The sequence below is a fragment of the Microbacterium limosum genome (assembly GCF_036324365.1).
GTDB classification, from domain to species: domain Bacteria; phylum Actinomycetota; class Actinomycetes; order Actinomycetales; family Microbacteriaceae; genus Microbacterium; species Microbacterium limosum.
Window position 1 is genome coordinate 2,290,383 of sequence record NZ_CP137080.1, and the last position, 17,664, is coordinate 2,308,046.

A 17,664-nucleotide genomic window follows, 5' to 3' on the forward strand; every position below is an offset into this window, starting at 1 on the left:
CTACGATGCCGCGCCGGTCAGTCGGCGTGCTCGGCGGCGACCTCGGCGGCGGCGACACGCGCCGCCGCGATGAGCGGGTCGGATGCCGCGGCATCCGCGAGCCGGCTCGGCATCTCGTCCCCCGCGCCCGCGTGCGCCTCCGCGAGGTCGACGCAGGCCCGCAGGTTGGTCAATGCCCCGCCGAGCCCCGCCGCGAGCGCCTCGGCGGCCACCACGAGGTCTGCAGACAGGTTCGGGTTGCCCACCCCCGCGATGAGGTGGAGCTCGTCGACGAGACGCATTCCGACATCCCCCAGGCGCTGCGACGTGCCCGCCGCGGCGATCGCCGCCTCGCGCACGAGCCGGTCGCGGTCGTCGTCCTCTTCGTGCGCCAGCGCGGCGCCGAGCTCCGCCGAGCGCACCCCGTCGGCCTGGGCAGCGTCGACGGCGTCGTCCCGCAGACGGCGCAGCCGCCCGCCGGCGGCGACGGCCCGCTCATCGTCCGGCGTGTACGCCGCGACCATGTGCAGGAGCGATGCGGCGGTCGCCATCATGATGCCGCTCGCCGCTCCGCCTCCGGGGGCCCCCGTGGGCTGCGCGAGACGGTCCAGCCAATCCTCGAGGCTGATGCTGGGGTGGATGCGGGCGTCGTCGTCCATGCGCGCCACGGTACTCCCGCCGGTGGCAGGCTGGAAGCCGGGGGTGATCACGACGGACGATCCGAGAGAGGCCGCGGCTCGCTATCGGGCCGCCCAGACGGGCGAGGGCGACGGCACTCCGCCCGAGGAGGAGCCGCGTCCGATGACGCAGGCCGAACGCGCGGCGGTCGTGGAGATCGCGATCGCCCAGGCCGTCCGCCGCGGCGAGTTCGACGACCTGCCCGGAGCCGGCAAGCCTCTGCAGGGTCTGGAACGCGGGCACGACCCGGATTGGTGGATCCGTCGCAAGATCGAGACCGAGCAGCTGCGCGGCCTCGGCCCCCCGGCGATCGCCCTCAGGGTGGAGAACGCCGAGCTGGACGACCGGCTCGACGCGCTGGGCCGGGAAAGCGACGTGCGGGAGGTTCTCGAGGACTTCAACAACCGCATCATCGAGGCACGACGGCAGCTGCTCGGCGGGCCGCCCGTGGTCACCCCCGTGCGCGACGTGGAGGCGAACATCGAGGCGTGGCGGGAGCGTCGCGAGGCGGCGGCGGCCACCGCCGAGGCCCTCGCCGCCCCGCGCTCCAGCCGGCGGCGCTGGTGGCGGCGTGGGCGCTAGCAGTGGGGCGGAACGGGGGTGCCCGTCGGCGGGACGCCCTGGATCTCGCCCCAGGCATAGCCGCTGACGGCCCGGCCGTCCAGGGTGCCGGTGTACGAGAAGAGGCCCTCGTACACCGCGCGGCCGAGGGCGTTGAGCTCCTGGTCCGGGGCGGTGGCGCGGAAGACGAGAGCGGCCGCGGGGCGGGTGGGTGACCCGTCCAGCTGTACGTCGTACTCCAGGTGGTAGACGTAGCAGCTGTGCGGCGAGGTCCACGTATCGGCGGTCGGCGTGATGTGGATCGCACCCTGCGGCCAGTTCGCCGTGGGCTCCAGCGTGCCGTTGACCGCCTGCGAGGAACCGGCGCCGCCCAGCATCGCGTAGTGCAGCTCGCCGACCTCCCGCTGGCCGGTCGTCGCGATCAGCATGCCCTGCAGGCTGCCGGGGAGCTGCACCGAGAACTCGGTCCATTCGTATCCGTCACCGACGACGTACTGCGCCGCGTCGTTGTAGGTCTCGGTGAGGTTGTCGAAGAACAGCAGCCCCTCCGTGCCGCTCGCGACGTACGACGACCCGATCTGCACCGACCACTCCTCGACCTCCACGAGCGGCATCGAGTAGTACTGCGACCCCTGCCCGGTCATGGGGTCGCCGGTCGCCTCCAAGTAGGCGCCGATGTCGCCGCCGTAGGAACCCATGATCGGCGTGCGCTGATCCGTGGTCGGGATGGGGCCCCCGGACGCGGGCAGGGGCTCGCCGTCGAACATCCACAGGGGGAAGAACCCGTTGGGCCCGTACCCCCACTGGATGATCCCGGTGAGGTCCTTCGCGCGGACGGAGAGCGTCGCCCACTCCCGGGCGGGCGACCCCGCCATGCCGGTCTCGACCGACACCGTCAGCTCGTACACCGACCCCACGGCTCCGACCGCACCCGATACGACGCGCATGTCGACGATCTGCTCGGGATCGCCGGTGCTCTGCTGCTCGACGTGGATGCTCCACGGCGCGTACCCGATCGTGGTGGGCACCGAGATGTCGGCGAGACCATCGATGCCGCCGAATCGCGGGCCCTCGTCGAGAGAGAGACGGTTGAAGATCAGGCCCGACTCCTCCATCGTCAGCCACGGCACCTGCAGACCGGGGATGACCGTGTTGCCCTGCGACATCAGCGCGATCGAGTTGACCTCGCCCTGATCGTCGACGAGGTGACCGAAGAACTCGAACGACTGCGAGTCGTACTGCGGCAGCCCGGTCGAGAGGAACGACCGGAATCCCGTGCAGTCCTCGCCCTGCGCCAACGCCGTCGTGGAATACGCCGCGATCGATCCGAAGTCCATGACGGGGATGCCCGGGTCGGTGCTGCTGGTCGGGCACGCCGGTGGCACGGTGGGGACGGGCTGAGGCGTGGGAGCGGGTGTCGGCGCCGCGGTCGGCCGAGGCTTCGACGAGCCGCCCCCTCCGCCCGGCGCGCCGCCGCCGGAATGACCGCCGCCGCCGGCGCCGCCTCTGCCAGGTCCTCCCCGGTCGGAGTTCCCGGCGTCAGCCGGAGGCGACGACGGGGATGCGGTCGCCGTCGGTGCCGGCGTGGGCACGGGGCGCGCCGTCGTCGTCGGCGCCGGCGCGGCCGCGGCAGGCGGCGAGGCGCGGTCGGCCGCCGGCGCGGCGAATGTGCAGGCGCTCAGTCCTCCGGCGAGCAGAACGACGAGCAGCACGGCGGGGGCGCGTGATGACCTCACTCGGGAAGTATTCCACAGCGGGTTCGCCGTCCTCCCGACGGACGGACGCCCGCACGCGCACGCCCCGGACCTCCGCCAGACTGGAACGCGATGCGCGCAGTGATCGGATGGGCCGAGCGGCACCAGGTGCCGCTCTATCTCGCGGCGCTCGCCGCCGGCGTCGCCTTCGGGCACGCGGTGCCCGCGGCATCCCGTCCGCTCGAGCTCGCGATCACCCCGATACTCGGGCTGCTGCTGTACGCGACGTTCCTCGGTGTGCCGTTCTCCGCGATCGGCTCCGCGGTGCGCGACGGGCGATTCCTCGTCACGGTTCTCCTGCTCAACTTCGTCGCCGTGCCGGCCGTCGTCTTCGCCCTGTCGAGGTTCGTGGCCGGCGAGCGCGCCGTCCTCGTGGGCGTGCTTCTCGTGCTGCTGACCCCGTGCGTCGACTACGTCATCGTGTTCACGGGCCTCGCCGGCGGCTCGCGCGCGCGGCTCCTCGCCGCGACCCCGCTGCTCATGCTCGCCCAGATGGCGCTGCTGCCGGCGTACCTGTGGCTCATGGTCGGCGGCTCCTTCGTCGCCGAGCTCGACCTGCGTCCCTTCGTCGATGCCTTCCTGCTGCTCATCGTGCTCCCCCTGGCGGCGGCCGTCGCCACGCAGCTGCTGGCGGCCCGCGCGGCGTGGGCGCGCCGAGTGGATGCCGCGGCGACCGGCCTCATGGTGCCCCTCATGATGGCGACGCTTGCTGTCGTCGTCGCGTCGCAGGTTCCCGGCGTCGCGGGCCGGTGGACTGTGCTCGCCGGGCTCCTCCCGCTGTACGTGGCCTTCGCGGCCGTCATGATCGCGCTCGGTCGGGGAGCGGGGTCGCTCGCGCGACTGGACGCACCGGGGCGCCGGGCCGTCGTCTTCAGCGGCGTGACGCGCAACTCCCTCGTCGTGCTCCCGCTCGCGCTCGCGCTGCCGAGCGCGTACGCGCTGACCCCGCTCGTCGTGGTGACGCAGACCCTGGTCGAGCTGCTCGTCATGGTGGCGATGGTGGCATATGCCCGCAGGGCGATGCCGCGAGCGTAAAATGGGAATCTTGAACGCCAGGAGTCTTGCGGCTCGTCACGGAGGATCAGTGGCCGGAAATGCGACCACTCGCTTCGACAACGTCTCCCTGTTGTCGGTCGCGAGCGTGCTCCCCAGCCGGGTGACGACCTCGGCCGAGATCGAGGACCGGCTCTCGGGGGCGCTCGCACGGCTGAGACTGCGGCCCGGCCTCCTCCAGCGCGTGGCCGGCGTCCTCGAGCGGCGCAACTGGGCCGAGGGGGAATCGACCGACGAGGCGACGATCGAGGCGGGCGCACAGGCGCTCGCCGACGCGAAGGTCGACCCCGCCGATGTGGGCCTGCTGATCAACACGTCCGTCACGCGCAAGCACCTCGAGCCCTCCGTCGCCGTGCGCCTGCACCACGGGCTGGGCCTGCCGACCTCGGCGATCAACTTCGACGTCGCCAACGCCTGCCTCGGCTTCGTCAACGGCATGAGCCTCGCGGCCAGCATGATCGAGTCAGGGCAGATCCGGTACGCGATCGTCGTCAACGGCGAGGACGCCGACGAGATCCAGGTCAACACCATCAACCGGCTCGTCACCGCGGACGTGGACCGCGACGGGTTCATGAGCGAGTTCGCCTCGCTCACCCTGGGGTCCGGGTCGGCGGCCGCCGTGCTGGGCCGCGCCGACGAGCACCCCGAGGGCCACCGCATCCTCGGCGGCGTCACGCGCGCGGCCACCCAGTTCCACGAGCTCTGCGTCGGCAGCGTCGACGGCATGTTCACCGACGCGAAGGCGCTGCTCAAGGGCGGGCTCGACCTCGTCGTGTCGGCGTGGAAGGAAGCCGCCCCCGAGTGGAAGTGGTCGTCGATGGACCGCTACATCACGCACCAGGTGTCGTCGGTGCACACCAATGCCATCGTCAAGGCCGCGAAGCTCGACCGTTCGCGCGTGCCCACGACCTTCCCTCGCCTGGGGAACGTCGGCCCCGCGTCGATCCCGATCACCCTGGTCGAGGAGCAGAAGACGCTCACGCGCGGCGACCGGGTGCTGCTCATGGGCGTGGGCTCGGGCCTGAACACCGCGATGATGGAGCTCGCCTGGTGACCCAGGCCGCGATGTCGCCCCCGCCCGGCCTGCCCGGGCTGGAGCAGCGCTTCAGCCGCCTGCTCGTCGTGCCCGGCCGGGGGGCGGATGCCGGAGCCGATCGCGGCTGGCACGTGCTCGACTCCGGGCCCGCGCTCGAGGACGCCGGCGTTCCGATCCTCGGGACGATCCTCGCGGTGCACGGCAATCCCACGTGGTCGTACCTCTGGCGCACCGTCGTGGCGCGATCCGTCGACCGGACCACCGTCACCGGGGCATGGCGAGTGATCGCCGTCGACCAGCTCGAGATGGGGTTCTCGCAGCGCACCGGCATCCACCGCACGCTCGCGCAGCGCGTCGCCGATCTCGGTGCGCTCACCGACTCGCTGCGTCTCGAGGGTCCCGTCGTGACGCTCGGGCACGACTGGGGCGGCGTCATCTCGCTCGGCTGGGCGATCGATCACCCCGACCTGCTCGCCGGGGTCATGCTGCTGAACACCGCCGTGCACCACCCCGAGGGGGTGCCGATACCTGCTCCGCTGCGGCTCGCCGGAGCGCGGGGCATGCTCGCGGCATCCACCGTGCAGACCACCGCCTTCCTCGACACGACGCTCGCGCTGGCGTCACCGCGGCTGGGCGACGAGGTGAGGGCGGCGTACCGCGCGCCCTACCGCGGCGCCGCCCGCCGCGGGGGCATCGGAGGGTTCGTCGCCGACATCCCGGTGGACGCGCGCCACGAGAGCTTCGCCGAGCTGGAGCGGATCGCGGCGGGAACCGCCCGCCTGGGCGTGCCCGCCCTCATGCTGTGGGGCCCGCGCGACCCGATCTTCAGCGACCGCTATCTCGACGATCTGATCGAGCGGATGCCGCACGCCGACGTGCACCGCTTCGAGGGCGCCGGCCACCTCGTGGCGGAGGACCGCCCCGTCGCCGACGCCCTCTTCGCCTGGCTCGACGAGCGGCTGGTTCGGGTGCCGTCGCCGGCACCCACCACGACCGCCGCAGCGTCGCCCGACACGTTCGATCCGATCTGGCGCGGCCTGGAGGAGCGCGCGGACGACGACGGTACGGCCGTCATCGACATGTCCGCGCGCGGCGCCGACGAGCCGCTCCGGGTGAGCTGGCGCCGGCTCAACGACCGCGTCCGCGCGATCGGTGCGGGACTGCACGCGATGGGAGTGAAGCGGGGCGACCGCGTCTCGCTGCTCGTGCCGCCCGGTCCGACCCTGTCGGCGATCGTCTACGCGTGCCTGCGCATCGGCGCCGTCGTCGTCGTGGCCGACGCCGGCCTCGGCGTGAAGGGGCTCACCCGTGCCGTGCGCGGGGCGTGGCCCGACGTCGTGATCGGCGAGGTACCGGGGCTGACGGCGGCTCGGGCCCTCGGATGGCCGGGGCTGCGTATCTCGGTCGCGCGTCTGCCGCGCGCCTCGGCGGCGGCGCTCGGCGTCGCGACGTGCCTCGCCGACGTGGCCGCGCTCGGCGCCCGGGCCGAACTCCCCGACGCCCCCGGGCCGTCCGATCCCGCCGCGATCCTGTTCACCTCGGGATCGACGGGCCCCGCGAAGGGCGTCGCCTACACGCACGGCCAACTCGCCGCGCTCCGCGACACCCTCGCGGCGCACTTCGGCGTCACGGGCGACACCGGCCTCGTGACGGGCTTCGCCCCGTTCGCCCTGCTCGGGCCCGCGCTCGGGACCCGCTCGGCGACGCCCGACATGGACGTCTCGGCCCCGCGCACACTGTCCGCGAGCGCGGTCGCCGCCGCCGTGCGCGCCTCGGACGCCCGCATGGTGTTCCTCTCCCCCGCCGCTGTGCTGAACGTCGTCGCGACGTCGGCGGCCCTGACACCCGCCGACCGCGAGGCGCTCGACCGCGTCAGCGCCTTCCTCTCCACGGGGGCTCCCGTCGGTGCCGGTCTGCTCGAGCGCATCGGCGCCCTCATGCCGAACGCGAGCGCGCACACGCCGTACGGGATGACGGAGTGCCTGCTCGTCGCCGACGTCACGCTCGAGGACATCCGGGACGCCGCAGCGGCCCCCGACCGCGGTGTGCTCGTCGGTGGGCCGATCGGCGATAACCGCGTGCTGATCAGCGCACTCGACGCCGATGGCCGCGCGACCGGCGAACCGGGGGTCGAGCCGGGCGTCCTCGGCGAGGTGCTCGTGAGCGCACCGCACCTGAAGGACCACTACGACCGCCTGTGGCTCACCGACCGCGCCGCGGAGCGCGAAACGCCCGATGCCGCGGCCGGAGCGGGAGGCGACGGCCGCTGGCATCGCACGGGCGACATCGGGCATCTCGACGCCGCCGGGCGCCTCTGGATCGAGGGCCGGCTTCCGCACGTCCTCGTCACCGCGGACGGGCCCCTCGCCCCCGTCGGCCCCGAGCAGGACATCGAACGGGCGGACGCCGTCCGCCGCGCTGCGGTCGTCGGCGTCGGACCGCAGGGGCTCCGTCAGGCGGTGGCCGTCGTCGAGACGACGCCCCCGGCATCCCGCCCCGGCCTCGCCGATCCGGCCGTGACCGCCGCCGTCCGGCAGGCCACGCAGACCCCGATCGTCGCGGTGCTCGCCGTGCCCGCGCTGCCCACCGACATCCGCCACAACTCCAAGATCGACCGCACGCGCCTGTCCGCGTGGGCCGAGCGTGTGCTCGCGGGCGAGACCACGGGGGCGCCGTGATCGTGCTCGCGACCGGCGCGTCGGGGTTCCTGGGCCGCGCCGTCGCCGCCGAACTGGTCGCGCGGGGGCACGAGGTGCGGACCCTGCAGCGTCGCCCCTCCGGCGTCGCCGGCGCCACCGACATGCTCGGCTCCATCACCGACCCCGACACCGTCGCGCGGGCGCTGGAGGGTGTCGAGGGCGTCGTGCACCTGGCGGCGAAGGTCTCGCTCGCGGGAGACCCGCGCGAGTTCCGGGCCGTCAACATCGACGCGACCGCCCGGCTGCTGGAGGCCGCGCGCACCGCCGGGGTGGGCCACGTCGTCCACGTCTCGTCGCCCTCGGTCGCGCACGCGGGCGCGGCGCTCGCGGGCAGCGGCGCCGACCCCGCCTCGCCCGAGCGTGCGCACGGCGAGTACGCCCGCACGAAGGCGGAGGCGGAGCTACGCGCGCTCGCGGCCGACTCCGCGGCGATGAGCGTCACCGCGATCCGCCCGCACCTGGTGTGGGGACCGGGCGACACGCAGCTCGTGGAGCGGATCCTCGAGCGTGCGCGCCGCGGACGGCTCCCGCTGCTCGGCGGCGGCACGGCGCTCATCGATTCGACCTACATCGACAACGCGGCCTCCGGCATCGTCGCAGCCCTCGGCCGCCCCGACGCGACCCGCGGCCGGGCCTTCGTGCTCACCAACGGCGAACCCCGGCCCGTCGGCGATCTGCTCGCGGGCATCTGCCTCGCCGGCGGCGTACGGCCGCCGCGGTGGAGCATCCCCGCCGCACTCGGCCGGGGCGCGGGCTCCCTCATCGAACGGATCTGGGCGATCCGCCCGGGACACGACGAGCCCCCCATGACGCGCTTCCTCGCCGAGCAGCTGTCCACCGCGCACTGGTTCGACCAGCGCGACACGCGCCGCGCGCTCGACTGGGCGCCGACCGTCTCGATCGACGAGGGTCTGCGGCGGCTCGCCGCCCACTACGGGGGCACGGCGGGCTAGTTAGAGGAGCCGAGCGGGTGATCCGTACGCGGCGACGGCGCGGTCACGGGTTAGCAACACGATTCCTTCGAGGCGGGCCTGGGCCACCAGCATCCTGTCGAAGGGGTCCCGGTGCAGCGACGGCAGGTCGAGCACAGCCGCGGCATGCGCTCCTGTGACGCTCAATTCCAGGTAGCCGTTGTCCATCAGTCCACGCCGGAGCACTCGGGGATCGACATCGAAGTCGGGGCGTCCGAGCGATGCCTTGATGCTCACTTCCCAGATGGACGCGGCACTGAAGATGGGCTCGTTCTCCGGAGCGTCGATCTCCTCGAGTGCCGCAGGCGGAAGAGCGTCGGGCTGGTACGCCGCCCAGAGAAGCAGATGCGTGTCGAGGAGGATCTTCATCCGTCCGCTCCGAAGAGCCCGACGATCTCCTCGGTCCCCCACTCGTCGAAGTCGTCTGGAATCCGCGCGATGCCCGCCAGGAATCCGATTCGCTGGGGCGCGATGGGAGCGCCGATCCGCGTCACCTGGGCGACAGGCGTGCCTGCCTTCGAGATCACCACGGTCTCTCCACCCGCCGCCCGCGCGACGACACGCGAGAAATGCGTCTTCGCTTCGTGGATGTTGATGCTCATACGGCGCCTCCGACTTAGTCCTATCGACTAGACTAATACCGGGATGTCAGGCGCCCTCCCACATGCGGGAGGGCCCGCGTGTGCTGGGATGGATGCCATGACCTCCTCCGGAACCGCCCTGTCCGTCACGATCGACGGCACGCCCGACCTGCCCGGCGAGGTCCTCAAGTCCCTCTACCGGATCACGCGACGCTCGACGACAGAGCTGCGCCGATCGATCGTGGCGGGCGATCCGGTGTACACCGCCGAACTCTTCGGAAGCGACCACGTCGAGGTCGCGCCGCGGCTGGAGAAGGCCGTCGACTACCTGCAGGGGCTCGGCATCCCCGTCGTCCTGCACGAGACGACCGACGGGCAGCGCGACGAGATCGCCCTCGAGACGATGCGCGAGATCCTGGCGGCCGGCCCCTGCCGTTCGGAGAGGTGACGCCGAACCAGGACGGCGCCGGCGTCGTCGACGCCGTGGGCGAGGGCGTCGACGGGCTGTCTGCGGGCGACCGCGTCTGGCTCTTCCTCGCCGCCCACCAGCGCCCCACCGGCACCGCACAGGAATACACGGTCGTGCCCGCCGACCGCGTCGTGCGCCTGCCCGAGGGCATCGGCTTCGACGTCGCCGCGAGCCTCGGCGTCCCCGTGATGACAGCGCACCGCGCGTTCACGGTGCACGAGTTCGGACCCGAACGCCTCGCTCCGGGCGCCCTCAGCGGCCGCGTCGTGCTGGTGCAGGGCGGTGCGGGCGCTGTCGGACACGCGGCGATCCAGCTCGCGACCTGGGCGGGCGCCACCGTCATCGCCACGGTCAGCAGCGAGAAGAAGGCGCAGCTCGCTCGCGCCGCGGGCGCGCACCATGTGCTCCGCTACCCCGACGATCGCCTCGCCGAGGCGATCGCAAGCCTCGCGCCGAACGGCGGTCGACCACGTCGTGGAGGTGGCGCCCACCCAGAACGCGGCGCTGGATGTCGCGGTGCTCGCCAACCACGGCAGCATCGCGTACTACGCCGACAACAACGGCGACCGGTTCACAGCGCCCATCGTGGAGAGCTTCGCCAAGAACGCCCGCTGGCAGGGTCTCCTGCTCTACACGGTGGGCCGCGCAGCGCTCACCGCCGCGGCGGAGGACATCACGGCGGCGCTGGTCGACGGCGCCCTGCCCGTGGGCGAGGCCGCGGGTCTGCCGCTCACGTGGTTGCCGCTCGAGGAGACTGCGGCCGCGCACGACGCCGTCGAGCAGGGCGCGACCGGGAAGGTCCTCATCCGCGTCTCCGACGACGCCAGCTGACCCGCCAGCGCCGGCGGCGCGCCGAGCTCATCGTGCCGCGGCCTCGGAGATTCGGTCGCCCCGCTCCAAGGTCAGGGAGAGACTTGCGCGGCCAGGGCGTGCCCCTGGGCTCGCGCATCTCGCAGGAGGTCGTGACGGCCAACTGGAACACCGCGACCGGCAGCGCCCCCGTCGCAGCGTACGCAGCGGTGCCGACACGGATCGAGGACTTCACGGCGGATGTCGCGGCCGTCGCCGCCAGCGGCAAGCCCGTGCTCATCGCGCACGGCACCGCCGACAACATCCTGCCCATCGACGCGACGGGCCGCCCGTTCTGCGCCGCCGTGCCCCAGGCGGAGTACCACGAGATCGAGGGCGCCCCGCACGGCATGCTGTGGACGCACGCGAAAGAGGTCAACGCCGTCCTGCTTCCGTTCGCGAAGGACTGAGCGCGCTCGCCGATCATCACGAAAAGATAACGGCAAAGCCTTGCCCGCCGTTATCTAGTCGTTATAGAGTGCACGCACGGTAGTTGTTTTGCTGTGGCAGCTACCGGCATGTGATTGCAGGACACTCTTGGTGCAAAGGGACAAGGGCCGGTCGGAAGCCTCTCCGACCGGCCCTTACTTGTGTCTCGCGGTGTGTCCCCGATGGCGGCGCGTCACCGACGCGCCGCGTCGGTGCACTCCCGCGACGCCTCAGCCGCCGGCGACCCCCACCGGCCGGTACCGCTGCACGACCATCCCAGACCGGAACTCCCGACGCTCGACGAGCCCGAGCGTGATCTGTTCTCGCAGACCGGCGAGCAGCGTCGGCCCGCGTCCGGCGAGGACCGGATGCACGACGAAGGTGTACTCGTCGATGAGTCCCACTCCGCCAGCGCATGCGGGAGCCGCACTCCGCCCACCGACAAGCCCGTCCCCGGCTCCTCCTTGAGTCGCCGCACGGCGCGCTCGAGATCTCCGTGCACCAGCTCGGCATTCCAATCCACCTCCGTCAGCGTGCTCGACACGACGTACTTCTTCTTCCGATCGATCGCCTCGGCGAACGCGACCTCCGGCTCGTTCATCCAGTCGGGCCACACCCCGTCGGCCGGGCGTCGCCAGGCCGACTCCATCAGCTCGTACGTCGCCCGGCCGAAGATCTCTGCATCCACTGCATCCATCTCAGCGGTCCAGAAACGCATGGACTCTTTGTCGGGAGGAAGACCCGCCTCGTGGTGGCAGCACCCATCGAGCGTGACGTTGATCGCGTATCGCAGTGGTCTCATCACGTCGCTCTCCCCCGATGCGCACCGCCCGTTTCACCGGAACGTAGCAGAGCCCGCCCACGCTGTCATCAGCGTGCGCCGGCTGCGCGGAGCAGCGGCGCGGACCGAAATATCACGAAGAGATAACGGGAAATCCTTGCCCGCCGTTATCTGGTCGTTATAGAGTGCAGGCACGGTAGTTGTTTTGCTGTGGCAGCTACCGACATGTGATTGCAGGACACTCTTGGTGCAAGGGACAAGGGCCGGTCGGACGCCTCTCCGACCGGCCCTTACTCTTGCCGCCCACGCCGATGCGCCCCGGCCGATGTCGGAGGCCCCTGCGACAATCTCCTCATGGGAGGCCCTTTCGCCGCACTCGAGCAGTCGCTCGAAGCACTGCGTGCGGAATGGGATGCAGCGGTCGCGCCGACGCTCGCCGCTACGGCCGGTCCGGCGGTGTCGGATGCCGAACTGGTCGCGCTCGCCCGGGCGTCGGAAGATCTGGGCCGACGCCTCGACGCCCTGCGCACGATGGTCGCGGGAGAGATCGCGGAGCGCTCACGGCCCTCGCTCGGCGGCGAGCGGCTGAGCGCCCGATACGGTTGCCGAGACGCCTCCGAGCTCCTGCAGCGAGTCACCGGGGTGTCGGCGGCGACGGCTCGATCGCGCGCCGCGACCGCGCACGACGTGAGGCAGGGAGAGAGCCTGACCGGCGAGCCGCTCCCCGCGGCCTTCCCCGACGCCCGCGACGCCTTCCTCACGGGGGCGCTGGGCATCGACGCGCTGACCGCGATCACACGCACCCTCGCGCCGCTGCGCGAGCGCTGTGCCGTCGCGAACGTGGCGGCCGCCGAGCGCGAGCTGGTCGCGGCGGCCACGGGGACGACGAGCGACGCCGCGCCACCGGCCACCGCCGACGACATCCGGATCCAGGCGAAGGTGTGGGCACTCTACCTCGACCCCGACGGCGCCCTGCCCGACGACGAGAGAAACCATCGCCTCCGCGGCGTGCGGTTCGGGCGCTCGCGCGACGGCCTGGTCGACCTCCAGGGTCGCCTGCTGCCCGAGGTCGCCGCACAGCTGCAGCGCCTGTGGGACGCCTACCTGAGCCCGCGCGCGGGCGACGGGCACGCGGATGCCGCGGCATCCGGCCCCGCTTTCACCCCCGACGACGGCACCGCCACGGGCGAGCCTCCCGCCGACCTGCGCTCGCGCCCGCAGCGCCAGCACGACGCACTCGCCGGAATCCTGGCGGTGGCCGCCCGTTCCACCGAGACCCCCACCCTCGGCGGGCAGGCGCCGACACTGCTCGTGACCGTGGCGGCGCAAGAGCTGCACCGACCGGCCGGGATCGCCTACCTCGAAGGCGTGCGCCTTCCCGACGAAACCGGGTCTGACACCTCGCGTACGCCCGTCCCCGCAAGCTTCGCGCGTCAGATCGCGTGCTGCGGCGGCATCCAGACGCTCACCCTGGGCGGCGCGGGGCAGGTGCTGTCGCTCTCGAGCCCGCAGCGTGTGTTCACCGCCCACCAGCGCCGGGCGATCATCGCGCGCGACGGCGGCTGCGTGATCCCCGGATGCCTGGTGCCCGCCGCCTGGTGCGAGATCCACCACGTCGTCCCGCACGCCGCGGGAGGCGCGACGCACATCGACAACGGGGTGATGCTGTGCTGGCACCACCACCGCACGATCGACACCGGCGGCTGGCGCATCCGCGTGAGCGGCGGGGTTCCCGAGATCCGGGGGCCGTCGTGGTGGGATCCGTCGGGCAGATGGCGCCCGTCGCGTCGCGCAGTCGCGCCACGACCGATCGGGGTCGGGCCCCCGGCCTGACGCCGAGGGCCGCGCCTCGCCGGTCGAGCCTCGCGCGGAGGGCGTATCCTCTTGCCCATGACCAACCGCCACCTCGCCGTCGACGCGTGGGAGAGTCTCTTCCGCGCCCAGCACGAGGTGTTCACCGAGATCAGCGATGACTTCCGCGACTCGGACCTCGCGCAGGCGGAGTACGACGTGCTGCTGACCGTGACCCGCGCCCCCGGCATGACGGCGAGGCTTCGCGACGTGACGTCGCTCATGCTCGTGAGCCAGCCCTCCGTCTCGCGGCTCGTCGACCGAATGGTGGCGCGCGGCCTCGTGACCAAGTGCGCCGATCCCGAAGACGGACGCGGCGCCCTCGTGCGTGCCACGGAGAAGGGCGCGGCAGCCTTCCGCAAGGTCGCCACGCAGCACGCTCGCACGATCAGCGAGAGGATGTCGCGCCTCGACGAGGACGAGCTGCGCCAGCTGCGCGACCTGACGTCGAAGCTCCGCGGTCAGGACTGCTGAGCGGCCCCTCCGGGCGCACGGATGCCGCGGGCCGCCGTCGACCCGCGGCATCCACCCCCGGCGGGCTACTGCTCGACGGAGTGCGGCGCGTCGGCCTGCGCCGTCTCGCCCCGATTCTCGTGCGCGGTGAGGATGGGGGTGTCGGCGTCGGTCTTCACCTCGACCTTGCGAGGCTTGGCCTTCTCGCTCACGGGGATCGTGACGCTGAGAACGCCGTTGCTGTACGTCGCCGCGATGTTGTCGGTGTCGATCCCCTGACCGAGGTTGAGCTGGCGCAGGAAGCTGGCCGCTTCGCGCTCGCGGGTGATCCACTTGACGCCGTCACCGGCGGCGAGCGTGCGCTCGGCACGGATCGTCAGCAGCTGACCGTCCACGTCGATGTCGACAGAGCCGGGATCGATGCCCGGCAGGTCGGCGGTCAAGACGTAGTGGTCGCCGTCGCGGTACAGATCCATCGGCATGCGCCGCGGTCCGCGGCGGGTGTCGAACAGGCCCATCGCGAGACGGTCGAGGTCACGGAACGGGTCGTAGGTCGCCATGATTCTCTCCTTCTGTTCTCGTCCAATCTGAAGTTGAGTCACATTGACTCAACTAGTCTTAGATTAGCACTTGATGGGAGAGAGTGCTAGAGGGTGTGGCGCAGGCGAGCGGCCTCGTCCGCGGGCATCCCGTAGCCGTGCTCCGGCGCCGGGTAGGCGCCCGAGCGCACCTCGTCGGCGTACGCGGAGACGCCCGCGATCATCGCTTCGCGCAGGGCGGCATAGCGCTTGACGAACCGCGCCGGGGCGCCGTCGTGGATGCCGAGCAGATCGTGGAACACGAGCACCTGGCCGTCGGTGGCGGGGCCCGCCCCGATGCCGATGACCGGCACGTGCAAGAGCGGCACGATCGCCTCGGTGGCAGCACTCGGGATCGCCTCGAACACGATGGCGAAGCATCCCGCGTCCTGGAGCGCGACGGCGTCGTGACCCACCCGTGCGGCCTCCTCGGCCGTGCGGCCCTGCGACCGGAACCCGCCGAGGACGGCGGCGGTCTGCGGCGTCAGGCCGACGTGCCCCATGACGGGGATGCCGGCGGCCACGAGTGCGCGGGCACGCTCGACCGACGTACCGCCGCGTTCGATCTTGACGGCGTCGGCGCCGCCCTCCTTCACGAAGCGCTGCGCCGTGAGGATCGCCTGCTCGTCGGAGACCTCGTACGAACCGAACGGCAGGTCGGCCACGAGCATCGGCCCCGAGAGCCCGCGCCGAACGGCTTTCACCAGCACGAGCATCTCGTCGATCGTGACGGGCACCGTGCTGTCGTAGCCGAGCACCGTCATCGCCCCCGAGTCGCCGACAAGCACGATGTCGACCCCCGCCGCCGATGCGACCTGCGCGCTCGGGAAGTCGTACGCCGTGACCATGACGATGGCCTCCCGCGCCGCCTTCCGCGCAGCGAGGGTGGCGAAGGTCACCGGCCCCGCGCTCATGACCGCGCCGAATCTGTGCGCAGCGTCGCCACGGCGGCGTCGACGTCGATGATTCCGTTGCGGCGGTCCACGTGCACGACCACGGGCTCGTAGGCGGCCAGCTCGGCCTCGGAGTACTGGGCGTAGGTGATCACGATGACCGTGTCGCCCGTGTGCACGAGACGCGCCGCCGCACCGTTGACCTGCAGGATGCCGGTGCCCCGCTCCCCCACGAGCGCATACGTCTCGAAGCGCGCGCCGTTGTCGATGTCGAGCACCTGCACCTGCTCGTTCTCGCGGATGTCCGCCGCGTCGAGCAGGTCGGCATCGATCGTGATCGAGCCGACGTAGTTCAGATCGCTGCCGGTGATCGTCGCGCGGTGGATCTTCGATTTCAGCATCGTGCGCTGCATCAGCGGGGAACCTCCAGGATCCGGTTGTCGATGAGACGGGCGCGCCCCACCCTTGCGGCGACGGCCAACAGCGCCGCGCGCTCGATGCGATCGAGCCGGCGCAGGTCGTCGGGATGCCGCAACTCCAGGTACTCCGGATCTATTCCGGCATCGGCCAGCACGTCCCGCGCCGCGGTCAGCACGGGCCCCGCCGCGGTCTCGCCCCCCGCGACCGCCGCCGCGGCGGCGGCGAGAGCCCTGTTGAGGGCCGTCGCCTGCGCGCGGGCTTCGGCGTCGAGGTAGACGTTGCGCGAGCTCATCGCGAGGCCGTCGGGTTCCCGGACGATGGGGCACGCCTCGATCCGGACGGGGATGTCGAGATCGCGCACGAGCCGCCTCACGACGAGTACCTGCTGGGCGTCCTTCTGCCCGAAGTACGCGACGTCGGGCGTGACCATGTTCAGCAGCTTCGCCACGACGGTGGCCACGCCGTCGAAGTGGCCGGCACCGCGCGAGGCGCCGCAGAGCACCTCCGTGATGCCCGAGATGTGGATCGTCGTCGCGAACCCGTCGGGGTAGATCTCCTGGGTCGACGGCGCGAAGAGGATGTCGGCCCCCTCCCCCTCGGCGAGCGCGGCGTCGCGCACCTCGTCGCGCGGGTAGGCGCTGAGGTCCTCGCCGGCCGCGAACTGGGTCGGGTTGACGAAGAGCGAGACGACGACGAGCCCGGAATCGGCGCGCGCGCGGCGCACGAGTGAGAGGTGTCCCTCGTGGAGCGCCCCCATCGTCGGCACGAGCCCGATACGTCGACCCGCCGCGCGGGCATCCCGCGCCGCGGCACGCATCTCGGTCACGGTCCGTACGATCCTCATCCGCGGATCCGTCCTCTCTCTGCCAGGTCGTGCGTCGCATCGCGCAGCACGTCGAAAAGGGGGAGCAGGTGGGGGGCGTCGCTCTCGATCGCCGCGCGCTGCCGCCGCACCGTCGCGTCGTCGCCCCGCGCCACCGGGCCGGTCAGGGCGCCCGAGGGTCCGAGCGAGGCCCAGTTCGCCACCGTCGCCGCCACGAGCGGATGCAGCAGCGCCCGGGCGTCGGCGCCATCGAGCCCGGCGGTGGCGGCCACCTGCTCCGCGGCATCCAGCAGCGTCACGAGGTAGTTCGATGCGACGGATGCCGCGGCGTGGTACCCCGCCCTCTGCTCGTCCCGCACCTCGAAGGCGCGGAGGCCGAGGGCCTCGGCGAGCGCCCGGGCCGCGTCGAGCGCCTCCGGTGTGATGCCGGCGATCGCGCATCCGACACCGGCGAACGCCTCGGGCTCTTCGTCGCCCGTGAAGGTCTGCAGGGGATGCAGGCCCGCGTCGGCGCCGGACCCGCGCAGCGGCGTCGCACCCGAGGTGTGCACGATCACGCCGCCGAACCCCGACGCGCGCACCGTCGACGCGGCATCGGCGATCGCGGCATCCGGCACGCACAGCACCACGGCGTCGACGCGCCTCGTGTCCAGCGCCTGGTCCCGGCCGAAGGGACCCGTGACGGTCGACCCCGCGGCGGAGAGGGCCCGCGCCAGCGGGCGGCCGAGGCGCCCGGCACCGACGACGGCGACCGTCGCGACGGGGCGACGCGGCTGCGGCGTGGTGGGGATCATGGGGTCACACAC

The 17,664-nt window shown here is 72.3% G+C and carries 17 protein-coding genes and 3 pseudogenes; 10 read left to right on the plus strand and 10 right to left on the minus strand.

The genetic code is table 11. The features are described from left to right. Positions 1–17: 17 nt before the first annotated feature. Complete coding sequence (locus tag RYJ27_RS11040) at positions 18–638, minus strand: cyclodeaminase/cyclohydrolase family protein (RefSeq protein WP_330170355.1); 621 nt, start codon at positions 636–638, stop codon at positions 18–20. Between the two features lie 43 nt (positions 639–681). On the opposite strand from RYJ27_RS11040, the gene RYJ27_RS11045 reads away from it, so the two are divergent. After that, the gene (locus RYJ27_RS11045; protein WP_330170356.1) at positions 682–1,239 is read left to right on the plus strand and encodes a DnaJ family domain-containing protein; all 558 of its coding nucleotides are present in this window, start codon (positions 682–684) and stop codon (positions 1,237–1,239) included. Here RYJ27_RS11045 and RYJ27_RS11050 read toward each other — a convergent pair. Next, complete coding sequence (locus RYJ27_RS11050; protein WP_330170357.1) at positions 1,236–2,603, minus strand: hypothetical protein; 1,368 nt, start codon at positions 2,601–2,603, stop codon at positions 1,236–1,238. The two genes, RYJ27_RS11045 and RYJ27_RS11050, sit on opposite strands and share 4 nt — an antisense overlap. Positions 2,604–3,044: 441 nt before the next feature. On the opposite strand from RYJ27_RS11050, the gene RYJ27_RS11055 reads away from it, so the two are divergent. Genes RYJ27_RS11055 through RYJ27_RS11070 form a run of 4 tightly spaced genes read left to right on the plus strand, consistent with a single transcriptional unit; the run spans position 3,045 to position 8,713 of the window. Next, on the plus strand, positions 3,045–4,007 hold the full coding sequence (locus RYJ27_RS11055; RefSeq protein ID WP_330170358.1) for an arsenic resistance protein: 963 nt from the start codon (positions 3,045–3,047) through the stop codon (positions 4,005–4,007). 1 nt (position 4,008) lies between these two features. Continuing rightward, positions 4,009–5,079, plus strand: a complete 1,071-nt coding sequence (locus RYJ27_RS11060) for a 3-oxoacyl-ACP synthase III (RefSeq protein ID WP_330170359.1) — start codon at positions 4,009–4,011, stop codon at positions 5,077–5,079. An 11-nt stretch (positions 5,080–5,090) separates the two neighbouring features. After that, positions 5,091–7,739, plus strand: a complete 2,649-nt coding sequence (locus RYJ27_RS11065; protein WP_330170360.1) for an alpha/beta fold hydrolase — start codon at positions 5,091–5,093, stop codon at positions 7,737–7,739. Further along, a complete protein-coding gene (locus RYJ27_RS11070) occupies positions 7,736–8,713 on the plus strand; it encodes an NAD-dependent epimerase/dehydratase family protein (RefSeq protein ID WP_330170361.1) in 978 nt (325 codons plus the stop codon). Before RYJ27_RS11065 ends, RYJ27_RS11070 begins: the two co-directional genes overlap by 4 nt. Here RYJ27_RS11070 and RYJ27_RS11075 read toward each other — a convergent pair whose 3' ends face one another. Further along, a complete protein-coding gene (locus RYJ27_RS11075; RefSeq protein WP_330170362.1) occupies positions 8,714–9,100 on the minus strand; it encodes a type II toxin-antitoxin system VapC family toxin in 387 nt (128 codons plus the stop codon). Further along, positions 9,097–9,333: a type II toxin-antitoxin system Phd/YefM family antitoxin gene (locus RYJ27_RS11080; RefSeq protein WP_330170363.1), complete on the minus strand. Its 237-nt coding sequence runs from the start codon at positions 9,331–9,333 to the stop codon at positions 9,097–9,099. Before RYJ27_RS11080 ends, RYJ27_RS11075 begins: the two co-directional genes overlap by 4 nt. 97 nt (positions 9,334–9,430) lie before the next feature. Between RYJ27_RS11080 and RYJ27_RS11085 the strand changes: the two genes are divergently transcribed. The 3 genes and pseudogenes from RYJ27_RS11085 to RYJ27_RS11095 all read left to right on the plus strand — a co-directional run. Next, positions 9,431–9,760, plus strand: coding sequence for a hypothetical protein (locus RYJ27_RS11085; protein WP_330172052.1), 330 nt, complete (start codon positions 9,431–9,433; stop codon positions 9,758–9,760). After that, positions 9,754–10,612 (plus strand): annotated as a pseudogene (locus RYJ27_RS11090) (NADPH:quinone reductase); the annotation flags it as partial. The gene RYJ27_RS11085 and the pseudogene RYJ27_RS11090, both read left to right, overlap by 7 nt. A 104-nt stretch (positions 10,613–10,716) precedes the next feature. Beyond that, positions 10,717–11,040 (plus strand): annotated as a pseudogene (locus tag RYJ27_RS11095) (alpha/beta fold hydrolase); the annotation flags it as partial. A 249-nt stretch (positions 11,041–11,289) separates the two neighbouring features. On the opposite strand, the pseudogene RYJ27_RS11100 reads toward RYJ27_RS11095, so the two are convergent. Further along, positions 11,290–11,861: pseudogene (locus RYJ27_RS11100) on the minus strand (dihydrofolate reductase family protein). A gap of 333 nt (positions 11,862–12,194) precedes the next feature. On the opposite strand from RYJ27_RS11100, the gene RYJ27_RS11105 reads away from it, so the two are divergent. Both RYJ27_RS11105 and RYJ27_RS11110 read left to right on the plus strand, forming a co-directional pair. Then, positions 12,195–13,673: an HNH endonuclease signature motif containing protein gene (locus RYJ27_RS11105; protein ID WP_330170364.1), complete on the plus strand. Its 1,479-nt coding sequence runs from the start codon at positions 12,195–12,197 to the stop codon at positions 13,671–13,673. Between the two features lie 57 nt (positions 13,674–13,730). Continuing rightward, positions 13,731–14,165 carry a MarR family winged helix-turn-helix transcriptional regulator gene (locus RYJ27_RS11110; protein WP_330170365.1) on the plus strand — a complete coding sequence of 145 codons (435 nt, stop codon included), beginning with the start codon at positions 13,731–13,733 and terminating at the stop codon, positions 14,163–14,165. A gap of 65 nt (positions 14,166–14,230) precedes the next feature. Here RYJ27_RS11110 and RYJ27_RS11115 read toward each other — a convergent pair whose 3' ends face one another. The 5 genes from RYJ27_RS11115 to RYJ27_RS11135 all read right to left on the minus strand — a co-directional run bounded on the left by RYJ27_RS11115 (position 14,231) and on the right by RYJ27_RS11135 (position 17,652). Further along, complete coding sequence (locus RYJ27_RS11115) at positions 14,231–14,704, minus strand: Hsp20/alpha crystallin family protein (protein ID WP_330170366.1); 474 nt, start codon at positions 14,702–14,704, stop codon at positions 14,231–14,233. An 86-nt stretch (positions 14,705–14,790) separates the two neighbouring features. Beyond that, a complete protein-coding gene (gene panB / locus RYJ27_RS11120; RefSeq protein WP_330170367.1) occupies positions 14,791–15,636 on the minus strand; it encodes a 3-methyl-2-oxobutanoate hydroxymethyltransferase in 846 nt (281 codons plus the stop codon). Further along, on the minus strand, positions 15,633–16,028 hold the full coding sequence (panD, locus tag RYJ27_RS11125) for an aspartate 1-decarboxylase (protein ID WP_330170368.1): 396 nt from the start codon (positions 16,026–16,028) through the stop codon (positions 15,633–15,635). The genes panB and panD overlap by 4 nt, the downstream gene beginning before the upstream one ends. Further along, positions 16,028–16,879 (minus strand): pantoate--beta-alanine ligase, encoded by an 852-nt coding sequence (gene panC, locus RYJ27_RS11130; protein ID WP_330170369.1) that lies wholly within the window; start codon positions 16,877–16,879, stop codon positions 16,028–16,030. Before panC ends, panD begins: the two co-directional genes overlap by 1 nt. Continuing rightward, positions 16,876–17,652, minus strand: coding sequence for a Rossmann-like and DUF2520 domain-containing protein (locus RYJ27_RS11135; RefSeq protein ID WP_330170370.1), 777 nt, complete (start codon positions 17,650–17,652; stop codon positions 16,876–16,878). Before RYJ27_RS11135 ends, panC begins: the two co-directional genes overlap by 4 nt. Between the last annotated feature and the right edge of the window lie 12 nt (positions 17,653–17,664).

Coding starts and splice junctions, on each gene's coding strand:
- RYJ27_RS11085 (WP_330172052.1), top strand. CDS start 9,431: ATGACCTCCTCCGGAACCGCCCTGTCCGTCACGATCGACGGCACGCCC.
- RYJ27_RS11040 (WP_330170355.1), bottom strand. CDS start 638: ATGGACGACGACGCCCGCATCCACCCCAGCATCAGCCTCGAGGATTGG.
- RYJ27_RS11080 (WP_330170363.1), bottom strand. CDS start 9,333: ATGAGCATCAACATCCACGAAGCGAAGACGCATTTCTCGCGTGTCGTC.
- RYJ27_RS11075 (WP_330170362.1), bottom strand. CDS start 9,100: ATGAAGATCCTCCTCGACACGCATCTGCTTCTCTGGGCGGCGTACCAG.
- panB (WP_330170367.1), bottom strand. CDS start 15,636: ATGAGCGCGGGGCCGGTGACCTTCGCCACCCTCGCTGCGCGGAAGGCG.
- panD (WP_330170368.1), bottom strand. CDS start 16,028: ATGCAGCGCACGATGCTGAAATCGAAGATCCACCGCGCGACGATCACC.
- RYJ27_RS11065 (WP_330170360.1), top strand. CDS start 5,091: ATGTCGCCCCCGCCCGGCCTGCCCGGGCTGGAGCAGCGCTTCAGCCGC.
- RYJ27_RS11105 (WP_330170364.1), top strand. CDS start 12,195: ATGGGAGGCCCTTTCGCCGCACTCGAGCAGTCGCTCGAAGCACTGCGT.
- RYJ27_RS11135 (WP_330170370.1), bottom strand. CDS start 17,652: ATGATCCCCACCACGCCGCAGCCGCGTCGCCCCGTCGCGACGGTCGCC.
- RYJ27_RS11115 (WP_330170366.1), bottom strand. CDS start 14,704: ATGGCGACCTACGACCCGTTCCGTGACCTCGACCGTCTCGCGATGGGC.
- panC (WP_330170369.1), bottom strand. CDS start 16,879: ATGAGGATCGTACGGACCGTGACCGAGATGCGTGCCGCGGCGCGGGAT.
- RYJ27_RS11060 (WP_330170359.1), top strand. CDS start 4,009: ATGGGAATCTTGAACGCCAGGAGTCTTGCGGCTCGTCACGGAGGATCA.
- RYJ27_RS11055 (WP_330170358.1), top strand. CDS start 3,045: ATGCGCGCAGTGATCGGATGGGCCGAGCGGCACCAGGTGCCGCTCTAT.
- RYJ27_RS11110 (WP_330170365.1), top strand. CDS start 13,731: ATGACCAACCGCCACCTCGCCGTCGACGCGTGGGAGAGTCTCTTCCGC.